General features: G+C 59.3%; 17 protein-coding genes. 15 read left to right on the top strand and 2 right to left on the bottom strand.

Annotated elements, in window-relative coordinates; genetic code table 11:
* Positions 1-24 precede the first annotated feature (24 nt).
* The gene (locus BHQ40_RS21340) at positions 25-942 is read left to right on the top strand and encodes a HEPN domain-containing protein (protein WP_070157820.1); all 918 of its coding nucleotides are present in this window, start codon (positions 25-27) and stop codon (positions 940-942) included.
* 14 nt (positions 943-956) lie between these two features.
* Here BHQ40_RS21340 and BHQ40_RS21335 read toward each other — a convergent pair whose 3' ends face one another.
* Complete coding sequence (locus BHQ40_RS21335; protein WP_070157819.1) at positions 957-1,757, bottom strand: DUF2285 domain-containing protein; 801 nt, start codon at positions 1,755-1,757, stop codon at positions 957-959.
* A gap of 225 nt (positions 1,758-1,982) precedes the next feature.
* Between BHQ40_RS21335 and BHQ40_RS21330 the strand changes: the two genes are divergently transcribed.
* The 5 genes from BHQ40_RS21330 (at position 1,983) to BHQ40_RS21305 (ending at position 5,952) form a co-directional block, all read left to right on the top strand.
* Complete coding sequence (locus BHQ40_RS21330; RefSeq protein ID WP_070157818.1) at positions 1,983-2,201, top strand: helix-turn-helix domain-containing protein; 219 nt, start codon at positions 1,983-1,985, stop codon at positions 2,199-2,201.
* Positions 2,198-2,746 carry a S26 family signal peptidase gene (locus BHQ40_RS21325; protein ID WP_070157817.1) on the top strand — a complete coding sequence of 183 codons (549 nt, stop codon included), beginning with the start codon at positions 2,198-2,200 and terminating at the stop codon, positions 2,744-2,746. The genes BHQ40_RS21330 and BHQ40_RS21325 overlap by 4 nt, the downstream gene beginning before the upstream one ends.
* Complete coding sequence (locus BHQ40_RS21320) at positions 2,743-3,315, top strand: lytic transglycosylase domain-containing protein (RefSeq protein ID WP_083277090.1); 573 nt, start codon at positions 2,743-2,745, stop codon at positions 3,313-3,315. Before BHQ40_RS21325 ends, BHQ40_RS21320 begins: the two co-directional genes overlap by 4 nt.
* Positions 3,316-3,609: 294 nt before the next feature.
* The gene (locus BHQ40_RS21310; RefSeq protein ID WP_083277089.1) at positions 3,610-5,379 is read left to right on the top strand and encodes a DUF3363 domain-containing protein; all 1,770 of its coding nucleotides are present in this window, start codon (positions 3,610-3,612) and stop codon (positions 5,377-5,379) included.
* 294 nt (positions 5,380-5,673) lie between these two features.
* Positions 5,674-5,952 carry a hypothetical protein gene (locus tag BHQ40_RS21305; RefSeq protein WP_139139400.1) on the top strand — a complete coding sequence of 93 codons (279 nt, stop codon included), beginning with the start codon at positions 5,674-5,676 and terminating at the stop codon, positions 5,950-5,952.
* A gap of 20 nt (positions 5,953-5,972) precedes the next feature.
* Here the strand turns inward: BHQ40_RS21305 and BHQ40_RS21300 are convergent, their stop codons facing one another.
* Positions 5,973-6,188, bottom strand: coding sequence for a hypothetical protein (locus BHQ40_RS21300; RefSeq protein ID WP_070157812.1), 216 nt, complete (start codon positions 6,186-6,188; stop codon positions 5,973-5,975).
* Between the two features lie 337 nt (positions 6,189-6,525).
* On the opposite strand from BHQ40_RS21300, the gene BHQ40_RS21295 reads away from it, so the two are divergent.
* The 9 genes from BHQ40_RS21295 to trbF form a co-directional block, all read left to right on the top strand.
* On the top strand, positions 6,526-8,556 hold the full coding sequence (locus tag BHQ40_RS21295; protein WP_083277088.1) for a conjugal transfer protein TraG: 2,031 nt from the start codon (positions 6,526-6,528) through the stop codon (positions 8,554-8,556).
* On the top strand, positions 8,528-8,974 hold the full coding sequence (locus BHQ40_RS21290) for a CopG family transcriptional regulator (RefSeq protein ID WP_253183436.1): 447 nt from the start codon (positions 8,528-8,530) through the stop codon (positions 8,972-8,974). Before BHQ40_RS21295 ends, BHQ40_RS21290 begins: the two co-directional genes overlap by 29 nt.
* Positions 8,971-9,963 (top strand): P-type conjugative transfer ATPase TrbB, encoded by a 993-nt coding sequence (gene trbB, locus BHQ40_RS21285; RefSeq protein WP_070157810.1) that lies wholly within the window; start codon positions 8,971-8,973, stop codon positions 9,961-9,963. The genes BHQ40_RS21290 and trbB overlap by 4 nt, the downstream gene beginning before the upstream one ends.
* The gene (locus BHQ40_RS21280; protein ID WP_083277087.1) at positions 9,960-10,304 is read left to right on the top strand and encodes a TrbC/VirB2 family type IV secretion system protein; all 345 of its coding nucleotides are present in this window, start codon (positions 9,960-9,962) and stop codon (positions 10,302-10,304) included. Before trbB ends, BHQ40_RS21280 begins: the two co-directional genes overlap by 4 nt.
* On the top strand, positions 10,301-10,582 hold the full coding sequence (locus tag BHQ40_RS25380) for a VirB3 family type IV secretion system protein (RefSeq protein WP_083277086.1): 282 nt from the start codon (positions 10,301-10,303) through the stop codon (positions 10,580-10,582). The genes BHQ40_RS21280 and BHQ40_RS25380 overlap by 4 nt, the downstream gene beginning before the upstream one ends.
* A complete protein-coding gene (trbE, locus tag BHQ40_RS21275) occupies positions 10,576-13,032 on the top strand; it encodes a conjugal transfer protein TrbE (protein ID WP_070157809.1) in 2,457 nt (818 codons plus the stop codon). Before BHQ40_RS25380 ends, trbE begins: the two co-directional genes overlap by 7 nt.
* Positions 13,029-13,775: a P-type conjugative transfer protein TrbJ gene (gene trbJ, locus BHQ40_RS21270; RefSeq protein ID WP_070157808.1), complete on the top strand. Its 747-nt coding sequence runs from the start codon at positions 13,029-13,031 to the stop codon at positions 13,773-13,775. The genes trbE and trbJ overlap by 4 nt, the downstream gene beginning before the upstream one ends.
* Before the next feature lie 109 nt (positions 13,776-13,884).
* Positions 13,885-15,171 carry a P-type conjugative transfer protein TrbL gene (gene trbL / locus BHQ40_RS21265; RefSeq protein WP_070157807.1) on the top strand — a complete coding sequence of 429 codons (1,287 nt, stop codon included), beginning with the start codon at positions 13,885-13,887 and terminating at the stop codon, positions 15,169-15,171.
* 3 nt (positions 15,172-15,174) lie between these two features.
* On the top strand, positions 15,175-15,634 hold a 460-nt coding region (trbF, locus tag BHQ40_RS21260), incomplete at its 3' end, for a conjugal transfer protein TrbF (RefSeq protein WP_253183435.1).

Genomic DNA, 15,634 nt, shown 5'->3' with positions numbered 1-15,634 from the left:
GGATCGGTCTAAGGGATAAGTCGCATGCGAACCGATCTTGATCATCTTCCCCCGGCCAAGGTGCGTGAGCTTGAGCGTGTTGTGCAGATCCTGTTCGAGGAGTTTGGCGATGCGCTGGCGGGGGCGACCGGCCGCAAGCGGCTGGGGCGTATCGGCAAGATCATTTTGTACGGCTCCTATGCGCGAGGCGGCTGGGTGGATGAGCCGCATACCGCCAAGGGCTATCAGTCGGACTTTGATCTGCTGATCATTGTGAGCGGCAAGGAGCTGACGGACCGGGTAGCTTATTGGTCGCGTGCGGAGGAGCGTCTGAACCGGGAGCGGGCGATCACGCGGACGCTGCGCACGCCAGTGAACTTCATCGTGCACAGTCTGCAGGAGGTGAATGACGGTCTGGCGCATGGGCGCTACTTTTTCATGGATGTGGCCCGTGACGGCATCGCCCTCTATCAGGCCAATGACAGTGAGCTCCACACCCCCAAGCCCAAGACCCCCGATCAGGCCCTCGCCATGGCCAGGGAGTATTTTGAGGAGTGGTTGCCTGCGGCGATGAGCGCTCAAAAAGGCTACCTATTTTTCATGTCCCAACGTGAACTACGAGACGCCGCATTTATTCTCCACCAAGCTGCCGAGCGGCTCTACCACTGCGTTCTTCTGGTCTGCACCTTCTACACACCTCATGTGCACAATCTCGCCTTTCTGCGGACGCAGGCGGAGCGGATAGATCGGCGGCTGGTCCATGTCTGGCCCTCGGACAATCGCAAGGAGCGGGCGATGTTCGAGAAACTGAAGGACGCTTATGTGAAGGCCCGCTACTCCAAACATTACCGCATCAGCGAGGAGGAGCTCAGCTGGCTTGGTACACAGGTCGAGGAACTTGGCCGCGTCGTCCATGCCGTGTGCAGCGAGAAGATCGCGGAGCTGGAGAAGGCCGCCGGGTGATCGAGCCATGACGATCAGAGCAGCATCGTCCGGTAGCCGCCGGCGGCCAAAGTCCGTGCATCCCTGAGCAGGCGCTTCACTGCCGAACGGACCCTGTCGGTGTGACTGTTCCACCCATAGTCGACCGCTGCACGGCCGAAGATCAGCGCACCAATCTCGCGCTGCGTGGCGCCGGATTGTAGGGCGTCGAACGCCTGCAACCGTTCTATTTCGCGGCACCAGAGCTGCGGGTTAATCGAAGGGCGCTGTGGCAGGCATAAAGTCTTCTGCAGCTGATGCAGCCGTCTTATCGCCCTCAAGCCAGGTGCTGCTGCATCAAAATCCGATATATGACAGGTCAGGTTTACAGGGCCATCGAGCAAACTGCCATCAACAATATCGAGGCGTAGACAGGATGCCGTTGATCCCACCAGCAACTGCTCATGCCCGTCACTATCTGTCGTATGCACGACATGTTCGCGCAACTGCGCGATGTCAAAACTGTCCGCCCCCCGGCTTCGCGCCCGTATTGCAGTCGCCCTGATTACGGCGGGGTCGCGCGCATGCGTCCAGAACAGCCGGGCGGTCTCCGCGGAATTTTCCGGTGCTTCCGCAAATACGCAGCCCCATGGCGCGGCATCGTCATCAACAGGTATGGCGAGATGAATGACGCCATCGCAGAATGTCGCGCGCGGGGCAGGGCGGCCCGTTGCGAAGGCGATATAGGCGGGATCGCGACGCTGCCATTCCCACATGATCGCGGCCCGCGACAAGGGTCTCCCCGGCATCAGCCGGGCGCCTTGCCCGCCCCTGAAATAGCATAGGTCCACGCTCATCTTCTCCTCCAGCAGCCATGTGGCGGGAGAAATCTGCGATCAGGCGGTTAACAAAAGCCGCATTTTTCGAACGATCGATTGCAACATTGCAATCAATTTTGGCGCGGTCTTTCTGTTGATGAGGGTCATTTCCGACCGCCTCCAGCCCGACCGTATTCAGCATGGTGTCGACCCTGCATTTATCAGGCACCGCGCTGCAGGGGGCAGCCGGACTGGAGGCGAATCATGGATGAGTTGGATCGTGCCGAACAGGCGAGAAACCGCAGTCCTTATCTGACTGTCTGGGAAACGTGCCAATATCTCAAAATTTCAGAGCGTGCCCTGAAGCGTTTCCGCATTCTTGGCACCGGCCCCAAATATCAGCGACACGCCAAGCTCATCCTCTATCATGTCGATGACGTCATTGCTTGGGCCAAGTCGCGCAATCAGGACAATGAGAGATGAGTCGGCTTGCTCTTGACGTCGACAGCTGGCGCCCTGCCCGTAAACGGCTTGATCGTCGGCTTCAGATCGTTGCAGCGGGTGTGGCCTTGTTCGCGCTCAGCGCAATGTTGCAACCCAGACCATTACTGGTCTGGAACGCAAGCGCCAGCGCGCCGGTTGGGCTGTATTTTATATGGCCTGGAGGTCGCCCGTCCCAACACGACATGGTTGTCGCCAGGCTCGCATCGCCCTGGCGCGACATGGCTGCACTACGCCATTATCTTCCGGAAAATGTGCCTCTGGTGAAGCGGATTGCCGCTGTCTCCGGCGACCTTGTCTGCGCGACGGGAACCAATATTTTCGTAAATGGAAAGCTGGTGGCCAAGCGGCTGCGCCGGGACTCCCGGGCGCGCATCCTGCCTTGGTGGGACGGCTGTCACCGCCTTCGCGATGATGAGCTGTTTCTGCTGATGCCGGGACAGAAATGGTCGTTTGACGGGCGCTATTTCGGGGTGACACGGGCCAGGGACGTGCTTGGGACTGCGTGGCTCTTGTGGCGCCGATGATCATTGCTGGCGCATCTGCCATGCTGGCGGCGGCGTCCCCGGGAACCGCCGACAGCATCACCCGATGGCAATCCCATATAGCGGAAGCGTCGCAGCGGTTCGGGATTCCCGAGCACTGGATCCGCCATGTGATGGCCGTGCAAAGTGCTGGCCAGACCATGCAAAATGGCCGACCCATCCGGTCACGCGCCGGTGCGATGGGGCTGATGCAACTCATGCCGGATACCTGGAAAGTCCTGCACGACGCGCTCAATCTGGGATCCGACCCAGACGATCCGCGCGACAATATCCTCGCGGGGACAGCCTATTTGCGGGAAATGTATGACAGCTTTGGTTATCCCGGACTCTTCGCCGCCTATAATGCGGGACCTGGGCGTTATGGCGATTTTCTGGCCGGCAAACGCGCTTTGCCGCGCGAAACCAGCCTGTATCTGCGATCGATAACTGACCGAATAGATGGCGCGACGGAAACAGAAAAAGACCAGGCGCCGACACTTTTCATCGCCACCGGCGAAGACAAACCTGGCGGGGAACGCGGCATATTTGTTGTGAAAAGGACGTTGCCATGATGCGGCCGTGCCAATTACCCGCAAAGGGAAAACAGCTGTGCGGTGAACATTTCTGGGCGCAAAGTCTGCCGCGATGCTCGCCTCGGTGAAATTAGATATTTCGGTTTTCTGGGCGGTGATTTCGCGTGGAGAAAAGAGGGGTGGGACACAAGATTGAAGGCTTGTCTCGCGGGATAGACTAGGAAGCCGTTTTTGCAGCGCAATTCCGGGAGCGCCGCTCGCAAATGTTAGAGACAGTAACGAGACAATTTGTATCGAGCCTTTTCAAGCGAGAAAACTGGTGATGATAGGCAAATGGATGACGATGACTTCCGCCCTGAAATATCCTCAGCAAAATCGGGCAGCCAGGAAGCGAAAAATTACTTCGGTCAACTGAAGCGGAAAATGGGCGGCCTTCGCAGATTGAAACGATCGTCCGGTTCAGGAAACAGACTACATGCCCAGGGGCGGGGTGCTGCCGTCGGCGCGCTGCTCAAGTCGCGCGCATCTGGCGGTGCATCGGCGAGGCGCCGCGTGATGGTCAAAGTGAGGCGCCTTGAACTTCCCGTCTCGACGCGTGCACGGACCGCTGCCCATATTCGCTATATTGCGCGAGACGGCGCCGCACGAAATGGTGGCCCGCCGGAGTATTATCTTTCCGATGATGACCACGCCGATATCAAAGCCTTCGCACAGCGATGCGAACGGGATCCCGGACATTTTGCGATTACCGTGTCGCCAGAGGATGGAGATCAGCTATCAGATCTCAGACCCTTTGTCCGGAAACTCATGGCCGAGGTCGAGCAAGATCTGGGTACGAGGCTCGACTGGATCGCCGTAGATCATTTCGATACCGGCCGGCCGCACAGCCATATCCTCCTTCGGGGTGCTGATGAAATGGACCGACCGCTGCTGATTGCGCAGAACTATATCACCCATGGCATACGCGACCGGGCCTGTGAGCAGATAGTGGCCGAGCTTGGACCGGCGCTGGACAAAGACCGCCTGGTGGCGATGCGCCGGGAAGTCAGCCTCGAAATGCCCATCGCGCTTGACCGGAAGCTCTTTGACGATCTCTCTGCGGCCGGGCAAGTCTGCGCAATCCAGGATGACCCTTTTGAGCAGTCTCTCCGGACGCGAAGATTACGCGCGCTCGAGCTGATGGGACTTGCCCGCTCGCAAGGTGCGCTGATCTGGCGCCTCGAGGAGGATTTCATGGGGCAGCTGGAGGGGCTTCAGAACCGTAGGGTGCGGCTCGAACGGATGCGTCACATTATGATTGATCGGGGTCAGCTTCGCGGCACGTCCGAATTTCATGTCCTCGATCTTGATCAGCTGCCACCGGAGGGTCTGGCCGGCGCGCTGGTAAAAAATCCCGAACGGGGAACCGCCAAAGCACAGCTTGAAATCATGCTCGATAGCATAGATGGACGGGTCTACAGCATCGACCTGTCGGAGGCATCGGGGCTTCCGGAAATGCAGGCAGGCATGGTAATCCGTATCTCCAGCGATCCGGAGGCACGAGTTGGCGAACCCGGAACTGACGACAGCCCGTCCGATCGCGGTGTCATAAAGCCGGCGATCGCAATATTGTCGCGTGCCCCGCTCGACCGTCTGCCGGACTATGACGGGCCAACCTGGCTCGATGAGCTGAAAGCAGACACCGGGCTGCCGCCGATCAGGGATGCGGGATTTGGCAGGGAACTGCGCGCCGCACAACGGCAGCGAGCGCAATGGCTCATGGAGCAGGGGCTGGGAGATGAAAGCAGTGACATGTCGCGTCTTCTTCCCGTTCTTCGGCAGCGGGAATTTTTTCGGCTCACAGGACAGGTGTCAGACGAGCTGGGCTTGGAAAACCGCGATACTGCGTACGGCAGCGCCTTCAAATCCGGCACTCTCCTGCGTAGCATCGATCTGCCTCGCGGCCGCTTTGCTCTTTTCGAGCATGGACATCAGTTCAGGCTTGTTCCCTGGGAGCCCGCTTTCGAAAAATATGTGAGGCCGGATCATTCGGGCGTCGAATTTGAAGATGATGCGCCAGAGTGGCAGAGAGGCCGTGGCCGTGAGGGGCCAACCATCAGCTGAAGCCGACGCTGTTCTGCGGCCACAGGCACTCGGGGCGCTGCCTTCCGCCATGAGATTGTTTCCGTCAGTTTGCCAAACGGACCGTCAAAAGGGATGTTGATCTGGAACAGCGGCTTGCGCCATGAGGGGTCAGCCCTGCGTATCAGGACAAACCCAGAATGAGGAAAATCAGGACCCTATGCCGCGTCGCGCTTTCCATTTGCGTTCCGAGGCCAAATTCCCGGCAATGATCGTCAGTGCAGTGGCTTTGCTGGAACATCGCCTACGTCATCGCCGGGCTGGCGCACTGCGGGCGTGAGCGATCCGGGATATACAACAGGCGTCATGTCGAGCTGGCAACTCGATATGACCGACTATGGTTGCGTGCTCACCGTCTATGTCGCCGGATCGAGTGACGAGGTGAAAAAAGGCGACGGTGAACCCGTGATGATCGCTCTGACTGACGAACAGCTGAAGATCGTGAACTCAGACCTCGCGCGTGCCATTGAGAGTTTTGACCGGGAATTATGGGGCAGACCGAAACTCTGGCGGCGCCTGTTACGCCGCATCCGGCCTGGAGGTGGCAAATCGTAATTCCGCAGCTTCAGGCCAAATCACATATGCCGTTCGAGTCCGCGAAACCCTTTTGGTACGGCTGAACAATTATTGTGCAGGCCAAAACGATAGGTGCGCCTCGGCATGGCGTCGATTGTCAGCCGTTCCAGCATCATCTTCCATTCCTGAGGCGCTCGCTCAACCGGCCCCATGGCCGACAGAAGCTGCTGCCGCAATTTGATCCAGCGATGCTGCTCTTCGATAGTCTTGAACATGGCGTACCTCCGCGCAGAAGACGGCCGCGACGCGGAACGGTTCCCAAAATGAGACGAGCCGAGTCCTTGTAGCGTCCCATTGCGGGACAGTTCCGGCAGCATCGCGTCGTGACCGTCCAGCGGTCCCGTCAGGAGGTGCGGGCACGATCTGCTCGCGCGAATCGCCGGCGCAATCCGCACCTTGTCTGCTGACTCAGATGCGGAAGGGTCCGCAAAGGACCGCAATGGCTCGCAACGGTCCGGAATGGTCCGCATCGGCGCCTGTCCCGGCCAGCCAAATTACCGGATTCTATGTCCATCACCGCAGAGCTCTCCTCAGTGGTGGCTGGAGCAGTCCGTGACACCAACGAAAATCCTCCTGGGGCAGATACTCACAGTCCTCGCCATCATCATGGCAGGCATGTGGATCGCGACCCAATGGGTGGCGAGCGCACTTGCCTATCAACCGGAGCTTGGCGCTGCATGGTTCAGCCTGTTCGGGTTTCCCGTCTATCATCCCTGGGCGCTCTTTCCGTGGTGGTATGCGTTTGACGCCTATGCTCCGCACATATTCGATACCGGCGGCGCGATGGCCGCGGCCAGCGGTTTTCTGGGCTGTGGCGCGGCGATATTCGGCTCCATCTGGCGCGCACGCCAGTCGGGCAACGTTACAACCTATGGATCGGCGCGCTGGGCCACGGCAAAAGATGTCGCGCGGGCCGGGCTTTTCGGCAATGCAGGCGTATTTTTGGGCCGCTTTGCCGGTCGTTATCTCAGGCATCATGGGCCTGATCATATTATCGCCTTCGCGCCGACACGCAGCGGCAAGGGCGTGGGCCTGGTCGTTCCGACATTGCTCAGCTGGACTGGCTCAGCAGTCATCCATGACATCAAGGGAGAAAATTGGGAGCTGACCGCAGGCTGGCGGAGTTCCTTCTCCCACTGCCTCCTTTTCAACCCGAATGATGTGCGTTCCGCACATTATAATCCGCTGCTTGAAGTCCGTCGCGGCGAGGAGGAAGTCCGCGACGTCCAGAACATCGCCGATATACTGGTAGATCCCGAAGGGGCGCTGGAGCGCCGTTCTCACTGGGAAAAGACCGCCCATTCATTGCTGGTCGGCACCATACTTCATATCCTCTACACCGGGGAAGAGAAAACCCTGGCGCGGGTCGCCACCTTCCTCAGCGATCCGGAGCGCAGCTTCGAAGCCACGCTGCATCACATGATGCGCGCCAACCATCTGGGCACGAGCAAAGAGCCGAAATCGCACCCCACCATTGCCTCGGCCGCGCGCGAGCTTCTCAACAAATCGGAAAATGAGCGCTCCGGTGTCCTGTCGACGACCATGTCCTTTCTTGGTCTCTACCGTGACCCCGTCATCGCAGAGGTGACCTCGCGGAGCGACTGGCAAATCATGGACCTTGTCGAGGCGGCCAGCCCTGTGTCGCTTTATCTGGTCGTTCCGCCGTCCGACATCTCACGGACCAAACCGCTTGTACGGCTTATCCTCAATCAGATCGGTCGTCGCATGACCGAGAATCTCCGTCAGGCACCCGATGTAAAACGGCACAAATTGCTGCTGATGCTTGACGAATTTCCAGCGCTGGGACGCCTTGAATTTTTCGAGACCTCGCTTGCTTTCCTGGCTGGCTATGGGGTGCGCGTCTTTCTTATCGCTCAAAGTCTCAATCAGATCGTCAAGGCCTATGGCGAGAATAACGCCGTCCTCGACAACTGCCATGTCCGGGTCGCTTTCTCAACCAATGACGAGCGGACAGCAAAGCGCGTGTCCGATGCGCTGGGCACGGCGACCGAACAGAGATCAATGCGCAACTATGCTGGACATCGGCTCGCTCCCTGGCTTTCGCATGTCATGGTCAGCCGTCAGGAAACCGCTCGCGCATTGCTGACGCCGGGCGAGGTCATGCAGTTGCCAGCTACGGACGAACTGGTCCTCGTATCGGGTACGCGGCCGATCCGCGCTTCGAAATTGCGTTACTATGAGGATGTCAATTTCAAGGTCCGCGTCAAGCCGGCTCCTGCACTCGGCAAGGGTGTCTACGCTGACCTGCCGGAGCCGCGCGGCAATCCCTGGGCCAATATGGGCAAGACAGAGGATGCCGTTGCTGGCCCTGTCAAACCGGCGCCGACCGCGGGAGGGCGGGAGCAGGTGCGTATGCCCGAGCCGCCGGAAAGAAAGCCATCTGCCGCCCTACGGGTTCGCGACGATCTCGGCATAGGCGATGACGAGGACGTCGAGGCGGCGGATCCGGTTACCGACCGCCATGTGACCGATCGCATGCGCCTGCCTTCGCCGGTCACTGCCGCGCTCGCATTCAACGAGACACGCGGCCGCAATGACCAACCCTTTCTGGATCTGTGGTGATTTCATGCGTCAGACAAAAACCCGCTATCAGCTGTTCCTGTCGGAGCCACTCAGTCGTCGGCTCGAGGCGCTCGCCGACAGGCAAAAGATTCCAAAGTCGGCCCTTCTGGAGCAGGCCCTGACTGTCTGGCTCGATCGTATGGGAGCCAGCGCGCTTGAGGACAGATTTGGTCGCAGGATCGAACTGGTGTCCGTGGCACTGGCCCGGCTTGAACGGAACAACGCTGTTCTTCTGGAGACCTTGGCGCTTTTTATCCGCTACGAACTTTCGCTTTATCCACCGCTCGCTGATGACGACAAGGCCGGCCGCGCCGCCGGGCGCATGCGGTTCGAGAAATTTGTCGCGCTGGTCGCCAAACAGCTGACATCCGGCAAGCGCACCCTTGAAGATGCTTTCGACAAAGGCAATGCGCCATGAACGCGGCTCTTTCCGCACAGCGGCGGCGCGCCATGCTCAAAAGTGCAATGGGACCGATGATTTCGGCCGCGCTCGTCGATCCGCATGTTGTCGAGATCATGGTCAATCCTGACGGCATATTGCGTTTCGACAGTCTGGGCACAGGGAAAAGCACTACCGATATCCGCTTCGCGCCGGCCGAGGTGGAAAGGATTATCCGTCTTGTCGCCAGTCATGCCCGAGATGACATTCATCCGGGCGCGCCAATCATCTCCGCAGAACTGCCCGCACATGAGGAGGGCCAGGCAGGGGAGCGGTTTGAAGGCATATTGCCGCCGATAGCGACCGCCCCCTGTTTCTCGATCCGGAGACCTGCGACAAGAATTTACGGACTGGATGATTATGTCACCGACGGGATCATTACAGTTCCTACGGTATCACTACTGCGCGATGCCATCGCGCAACGACGCAATATCCTGATCGCTGGCGGGACCAGTTCCGGAAAAACGACATTTGCCAACGCGCTGCTTGCGGAGCTGTCGAGCCGTGATGAGCGGGTAATCCTGATCGAGGATGTCCGGGAACTGCAATGTCCGGCACCTGATCTGATAGCTCTTCGCACCAGACGCGGCGTGGCGAGCATGACCGATCTTGTGCGCTCGACATTGCGCCTGCGTCCCGACCGTATCGTGATCGGCGAGGTACGGGGCGCCGAGGCGCTCGATATGCTCAAATCCTGGAACACCGGCCATCCTGGCGGTTTTGCTACCGTGCATGCGAACAGCGCGCTGTCGGCTCTCTACCGGATCGAGCAATTGATCCAGGAGGTGGTGGCCACGGTACCACGCCATCTGATCGCCGACGCGATCGACCTCGTCATTTTCATCGCCGGACGCGGCAGTGCCCGCAGGATCACAAGCATCGCGTCGGTCAACGGCCTCACGCCCCAGGGTGACTATGCCCTGACCGAGCAGCTCCCTTCCCATTCACAACAAGGAGATCGAACATGATGTCTCTGCCACGCTCACGCTCATCAAGACTTTATCGCCCGATCCTCCTCGCAATGGGTGCTGGCTATGGTCTGTGTCATTCAGCATTCGCCTATGCCGCGGGTTCAGGCATGCCCTGGGAAGAACCGCTTCAGCAATTGCTTGAATCCGTCCAGGGGCCGGTTGCAAAGATCCTGGCTGTCATAGTGATCATCATCACCGGCCTCTCCCTTGCTTTCGGCGAGTCCGCGGGCGGGATCCGGCGGCTCATCCAGATTGTCTTTGGTCTCTCCATCGCTTTCGCCGCATCCTCCTTCTTCCTGAGCTTCTTCAGCTTCGGCGGCGGAGCGCTGATATCATGAGCGATACGCCAGTGCCTCCCAGTCCATCCAACGGATATGAGGTTCCAATCCATAGTGCACTCGGCGCGCCGATCCTCCTGGCAGGGGCGCCGCGTGGAATTGCCATACTCAACGGCACTATCTCCGCAGCTCTCGGTCTGGGCCTCCAGCAGTGGCTCGCCGGCCTGTGCCTATGGTGCATAGGTCATAGTCTTGCCGTCTTTGCTGGCCGCCATGATCCGGATTTTGCGCCGGTCATCCTGCGACATGTACGGCAGAAAGGATGGTTCACATGTTGAACCTTCGCGAATATCGCGCGACGGCTGACCGGCTTGCGGACCATCTGCCCTGGGCAGCGATCGTCGCGCCAGGTGTGGTCCTTAACAAGGATGGCAGTTTCCAGCGCAGCTTTGCCTATAGAGGGCCTGACCTTGAAAGCGCGACGCCGGCGGAACTGGTAGCGGCAAGCGCGCGCGCCAACAATATGCTCAAGCGGTTCGGGTCAGGCTGGGCACTGTTCTTCGAGGCAGTGCGGCTGGAAGCCGTCGACTATCCGGACAGTATATTCCCGGATGCCACGTCATGGCTCGTCGAGGAAGAGCGGCGCGCGGCATTCCAGGCCGCCGGAGCGCATTATGAGAGCCGGTATTATGTAACTCTCACCTGGCTGCCGCCGACGGACAGCAGCGACAATCTGCTGCGGCGCTTCATCGAGAAGACAGACCGGGAGACAAGCCGCGACTGGCGTGCGGATCTTGGCCGATTTGTCGTGCTGACTGATCGCGCGCTGGATTTGATGCGTGCGTTCATGCCTGAGGTGCGCGCACTCGATGATCGCGGCACACTAACCTATCTTCACGCTACAATTTCCAGTCGCCGACACGAAGTCGGAGTGCCGGAGACGCCAGCCTATCTGGATGCGCTTCTTGCCGATACGCCGCTCCTCGGCGGGCTGGAGCCGCGACTTGGCGATCAGCATCTGCGGACTGTCACAATATTGGGTTTCCCCAATATGAGCCGGCCCGGCTTCCTGGATGCGCTGAACCATCTTGATTTTGGCTATCGCTGGGTGACGCGGTTTATCCCGCTCGACAAGACAGATGCCACGAAAGTGCTCAATCGGCTTCGGCGCCAATGGTTCAGCAAACGCAAGTCCGTCACCACGCTGCTTCGGGAGGTTATGTACAATCAGCCCGCGCAGTTGCTGGACAGCGATGCTGACAACAAGGTGGCTGATGCCGATCTGGCATTGCAGGCGCTTGGCGCGGATCATGTGACCTTTGGCTATCTGACCATGACGATCACTGTGTCTGACCGCTCGGCGGAGCAGGCTGGAGAAAAGATCCGCGCGGTCGAGCGGATCATCAACGGTCTGGGTTTTACGACCAAGCTGGAAACGATCAACGCGGTCGAGGCGTGGCTCTCGTCACTTCCTGGTCAGGTTTATGCGAATGTCCGGCAGCCTCTGCTGCACAGTCTCAATCTTGCTCACCTGATGCCGCTTTCCGCGGTCTGGGCCGGACCGGAAAAGAATAGCCATCTTCATGGACCACCGCTTCTCTATGCCCAGACACCAGGGACGACGCCGTTCCGCCTGTCCACCCACGTAAGCGATGTCGGGCATATGATGGTCGTCGGCCCGACCGGGGCCGGGAAATCCGTTCTGCTTGCTCTGCTCAGCCTGCAATTCCGCCGATACGCAGGGGCGCAGATATTCATATTCGACAAGGGCTTTTCAGCTCGGGCCGCTGTGCTTTGTATGGGTGGAACCCACCATGCGCTTTCCATCGGTGGGAAAAGCGGAGGGCCCGCCTTCCAGCCCCTGCGAAATATCGATGATATCGAGGAACGAAGCTGGGCGGCGGCTTGGGTAGCTGCGCTGCTGATCCACGAGAAAATCGTCGTCGATCCCTTGGTGAAGGACGCTGTCTGGACGGCCCTCGCCAGTCTCGCCACCGCGCCTGAAAATGAGCGAACCCTTACCGGACTTGCCGCGCTGCTACCGTCCAACGCCCTGCGTTCCGCGATCATGCCTTACACGCTGGAAGGGCCCTGGGGCAGTCTGCTTGATGCGTCGGAAGAAACTGTTCAACTGAGCGACGTGCACTGCTTCGAGACCGAAGCACTGATGGGGCATGATGCCATTCTCGCGCCGGTTCTGACCTATCTTTTCCATCGGCTCGAAGCACGATTTGACGGCAGGCCAACACTTCTCATTCTCGATGAGGCGTGGATTTTCCTCGATCATCCCCTGTTTGCATCGCGTATCCGGGAATGGCTCAAGACCCTGCGAAAGAAAAATGTCGCAGTCGTTTTTGCGACACAAAGCCTGGCGGACATCAGCGCCAGCGTTATCGCACCCGCGATCATTGAAAGTTGTCCACAGCGTATTCTGCTGCCCAATGACCGGGCGGTCGAACCGCAGGCGCGACGGGCCTATGAAGCATTCGGACTGAACAGCCGTCAGATCGAACTGGTGGCTCGCGCAACGCCCAAACAGCATTATTATCTTCAATCCTCCCGCGGAAACCGCCTCTTCGACCTGGGTCTTGGTCCGCTGACGCTCGGCATTTGCGGTGCGTCCGATCCTCACAGTCAGCGACTGATCGACACGATATTGGCTGACCCGTCGAGTTCGGATTTCGCGGCCCGGTTTTTCATCGCGATCGGGGAGGAATGGGCTTCCACGCTGGTCAGCCGATTTTCTGTGGCTGCCAGCCATATTCAACCAGAGGAAAGTCAATCATGAAGCACTTCCCCGTCCAGAAATATATGGTCGCTGCCGTAATGGGGCTGGCAGCCGGCGCATCGCTCGGAATGGCATTGATCGTCCCTGCGACGCCAGCCAGGGCCTTTGTAGTATTCGATCCTAGCAACTACGCGCAAAATCTTCTGACAGCGGCGCGCGCACTTAATCAGATCAATAATCAGATAAAATCCTTGCAGAATGAAACCATGATGCTTGGCCATATGGCGAAGAACCTGACCAGGATAGATTTTCCGCAACTCAGGCAAATCACGCAAAGTCTTGAGCAGATCGATCATCTCATGGGCGAGGCACAGTCAATCGGCTTTCGCATGGAACATGTGGATGAGCAGTATCGAAGCCTGTTCCCGGCGGGCATTGACAGCAATGCCGGGACAGCGAGTCATGTCACACAGGCGCGTGCCCGTCTCTCAAGCGCGATGGCAGCATTCAAACAGACAATGGAAGTCCAGGGGCGGGTCGTCGAAAATGTCGAAAGCGACGGGAAACTGCTCGCGGCCATGGTGGCCAAAAGTCAGGATGCCGAAGGCGCGCTCCAGGTGGCGCAGGCGACCAATCAGCTTCTCGCCCTCACTGCTAAACAGCAATTTCAGATCCAGGCCATGATGGCTGCCCAATATCGTGCCGAAAGCATTGAGAAGAGCAGGCGAGCCCAGGCGGAAGCCGATGCGCAGGCCGCAACACGGAAGTTTCTCGGCTCCGGTACTGCCTACACACCCCGATAGGCTAGCCTGTTCAGGCGTGGAACCGGTCAGGGAAGGCTAACCCACGCCGCCGCGAGGCCTGGCTTTTGCAGTGTGGGCCTCGCGGCACAGTTTTTCAGGAATTAATCCCATGCATGACCTCAATGTCATTGACGACTTCATGGCGGACTTCATCCGCTATATTGACGGCGGCTTTGGACTGCTCGGGCCCGATGTCGGGTTCCTCACATCAACGCTGATCGGCATCGATGTCACGCTGGCGGGTCTGTTCTGGACGCTGGGCGGTGAGCAGGATGTCATGACGAAATTCCTGCGCAAAATCCTTTATGTTGGTGCCTTCGCTTTCATCCTCAATCGATTTTCCACCCTGTCGGAGATTATTTTCCGGTCATTTGCGACGATGGGCCTGACGGCTGGCGGCGGCAACATGAGTGCGGAGGATCTGCTTCGGCCGGGCCAGCTTGCAGGCACCGGCTTCACCGCGGCCTGGCCGCTGCTCGAACAGGTCGCCGCCCTTATGGGCTTTACGAGCTTCTTCGACAATTTTCTCAGCATCGCCATTCTGCTCTTCGCATGGACCGTCGTCATACTCGCATTCTTCATCCTCGCCGTTCAGATGTTTGTCACGATCATCGAGTTCAAGCTGACAAGCCTCGCCGGTTTCGTGCTTGTCCCGTTCGCTCTCTGGAACCGTACCGGCTTTCTCGCTGAACGCGTCCTCGGACATATCGTCGGATCGGGCATCAAGGTCATGGTGCTTGCCGTGATCGTCGGCATCGGATCCGGTTATTTCACGGCTTTTACCAGTGCTGCCGCCGGTCAGGAACCAGGTGTGGGTGAGGCCATGAGCCTGATGCTCGCAGCACTTGCCCTCTTTGGCCTGGGTATATTCGGCCCGTCCGTCGCGTCCGGGCTGATAGCTGGCGGTCCTCAGCTGGGCGCCGGAGCCGCGACAGGTACCGTCATCGGTGCGGCCAGTTTCGCGGCTGCAGGCGGAGCAGCCGCTTATGGCGCTGCGCGAGCCGGACTGGCCGCAGTCCAGGCTGGCACCTATGTCGGCGCAGCTGCTGCCGCCGCATATGGTTTTGGGCGGGAAGCAGGCGCAGGTCCTGGCGCGGTCGCAGGATTGGCGGGGGTCGCCCAGGCCGCCTCCGGCATTGTCCGCAAGTCTTTCAGCAATGCGCTGGGTCTGGAGAGCGCTGCTGCATCGGGAAGCACTGCAAGCCGCTCAGCATTGTCACAGGGCGACGACGGAGCTGATCAGTCAAGTACTACTAGGGCGACGCCCGCCTGGGCCCGGTCGCTGCGCCGGCAGCAAACTGTTCGACATTATCGTCACCTCGCGGCCCAGGCGGTGGGCGCTGGCGAGCGGGGCGGCTCGGGCATCACAGCTGACATCAGGGAAAAGGATGATTGATCGATGTTTTTCAAGAGAAGCATTCAAAGATATGGGCAGAGCGGCGAAGCAACAACACCCTATAGTCGCGCGGGTCAGGTGTGGGACGAGAGGCTGGGTACTGCCAGCGCGCAGGCCTGCAACTGGCGCCGCATGGCCTTCGGCGCGCTGCTCCTGAGTGCGGGCCTCTCGACAGGTCTTGTCTGGCAGTCAGTGCAGAACCGAGTCGTTCCTTACATAGTGGAAGTGGACAAGCTCGGTGAGGCGAGGGCTGTCACTGAGGCCGAGACACTCTACGAGCCGACGGATCCACAGATCGCATGGCATCTGGCGCGCTTTATCGAGAATATACGCTCTGTTTCGCTTGACCCCGTGGTGACGCGTCAAAACTGGCTCAGTGCATATGACTTCGTCACGAGACGTGGCTCAACATTTCTTGATGATTATGCGAGGCGCGTCCCCCCATTCTCACGACGTGAGGGAC

The sequence above is a fragment of the Sphingobium phenoxybenzoativorans genome (assembly GCF_001757355.1).
In the GTDB taxonomy this organism is placed as follows: Bacteria; Pseudomonadota; Alphaproteobacteria; order Sphingomonadales; family Sphingomonadaceae; genus Sphingobium; species Sphingobium phenoxybenzoativorans.
The sequence above is the reverse complement of the archived record's forward strand: the minus strand, read 5'-3'. Positions and strand labels throughout refer to the sequence as shown.

Coding starts and splice junctions, on each gene's coding strand:
- trbB (WP_070157810.1), top strand. CDS start 8,971: ATGAACGCGGCTCTTTCCGCACAGCGGCGGCGCGCCATGCTCAAAAGT.
- BHQ40_RS21330 (WP_070157818.1), top strand. CDS start 1,983: ATGGATGAGTTGGATCGTGCCGAACAGGCGAGAAACCGCAGTCCTTAT.
- BHQ40_RS21335 (WP_070157819.1), bottom strand. CDS start 1,757: ATGAGCGTGGACCTATGCTATTTCAGGGGCGGGCAAGGCGCCCGGCTG.
- BHQ40_RS21325 (WP_070157817.1), top strand. CDS start 2,198: ATGAGTCGGCTTGCTCTTGACGTCGACAGCTGGCGCCCTGCCCGTAAA.
- BHQ40_RS21280 (WP_083277087.1), top strand. CDS start 9,960: ATGATGTCTCTGCCACGCTCACGCTCATCAAGACTTTATCGCCCGATC.
- BHQ40_RS21320 (WP_083277090.1), top strand. CDS start 2,743: ATGATCATTGCTGGCGCATCTGCCATGCTGGCGGCGGCGTCCCCGGGA.
- trbL (WP_070157807.1), top strand. CDS start 13,885: ATGCATGACCTCAATGTCATTGACGACTTCATGGCGGACTTCATCCGC.
- BHQ40_RS25380 (WP_083277086.1), top strand. CDS start 10,301: ATGAGCGATACGCCAGTGCCTCCCAGTCCATCCAACGGATATGAGGTT.
- BHQ40_RS21310 (WP_083277089.1), top strand. CDS start 3,610: ATGGATGACGATGACTTCCGCCCTGAAATATCCTCAGCAAAATCGGGC.
- BHQ40_RS21300 (WP_070157812.1), bottom strand. CDS start 6,188: ATGTTCAAGACTATCGAAGAGCAGCATCGCTGGATCAAATTGCGGCAG.
- BHQ40_RS21290 (WP_253183436.1), top strand. CDS start 8,528: ATGACCAACCCTTTCTGGATCTGTGGTGATTTCATGCGTCAGACAAAA.
- BHQ40_RS21340 (WP_070157820.1), top strand. CDS start 25: ATGCGAACCGATCTTGATCATCTTCCCCCGGCCAAGGTGCGTGAGCTT.
- trbE (WP_070157809.1), top strand. CDS start 10,576: ATGTTGAACCTTCGCGAATATCGCGCGACGGCTGACCGGCTTGCGGAC.
- trbJ (WP_070157808.1), top strand. CDS start 13,029: ATGAAGCACTTCCCCGTCCAGAAATATATGGTCGCTGCCGTAATGGGG.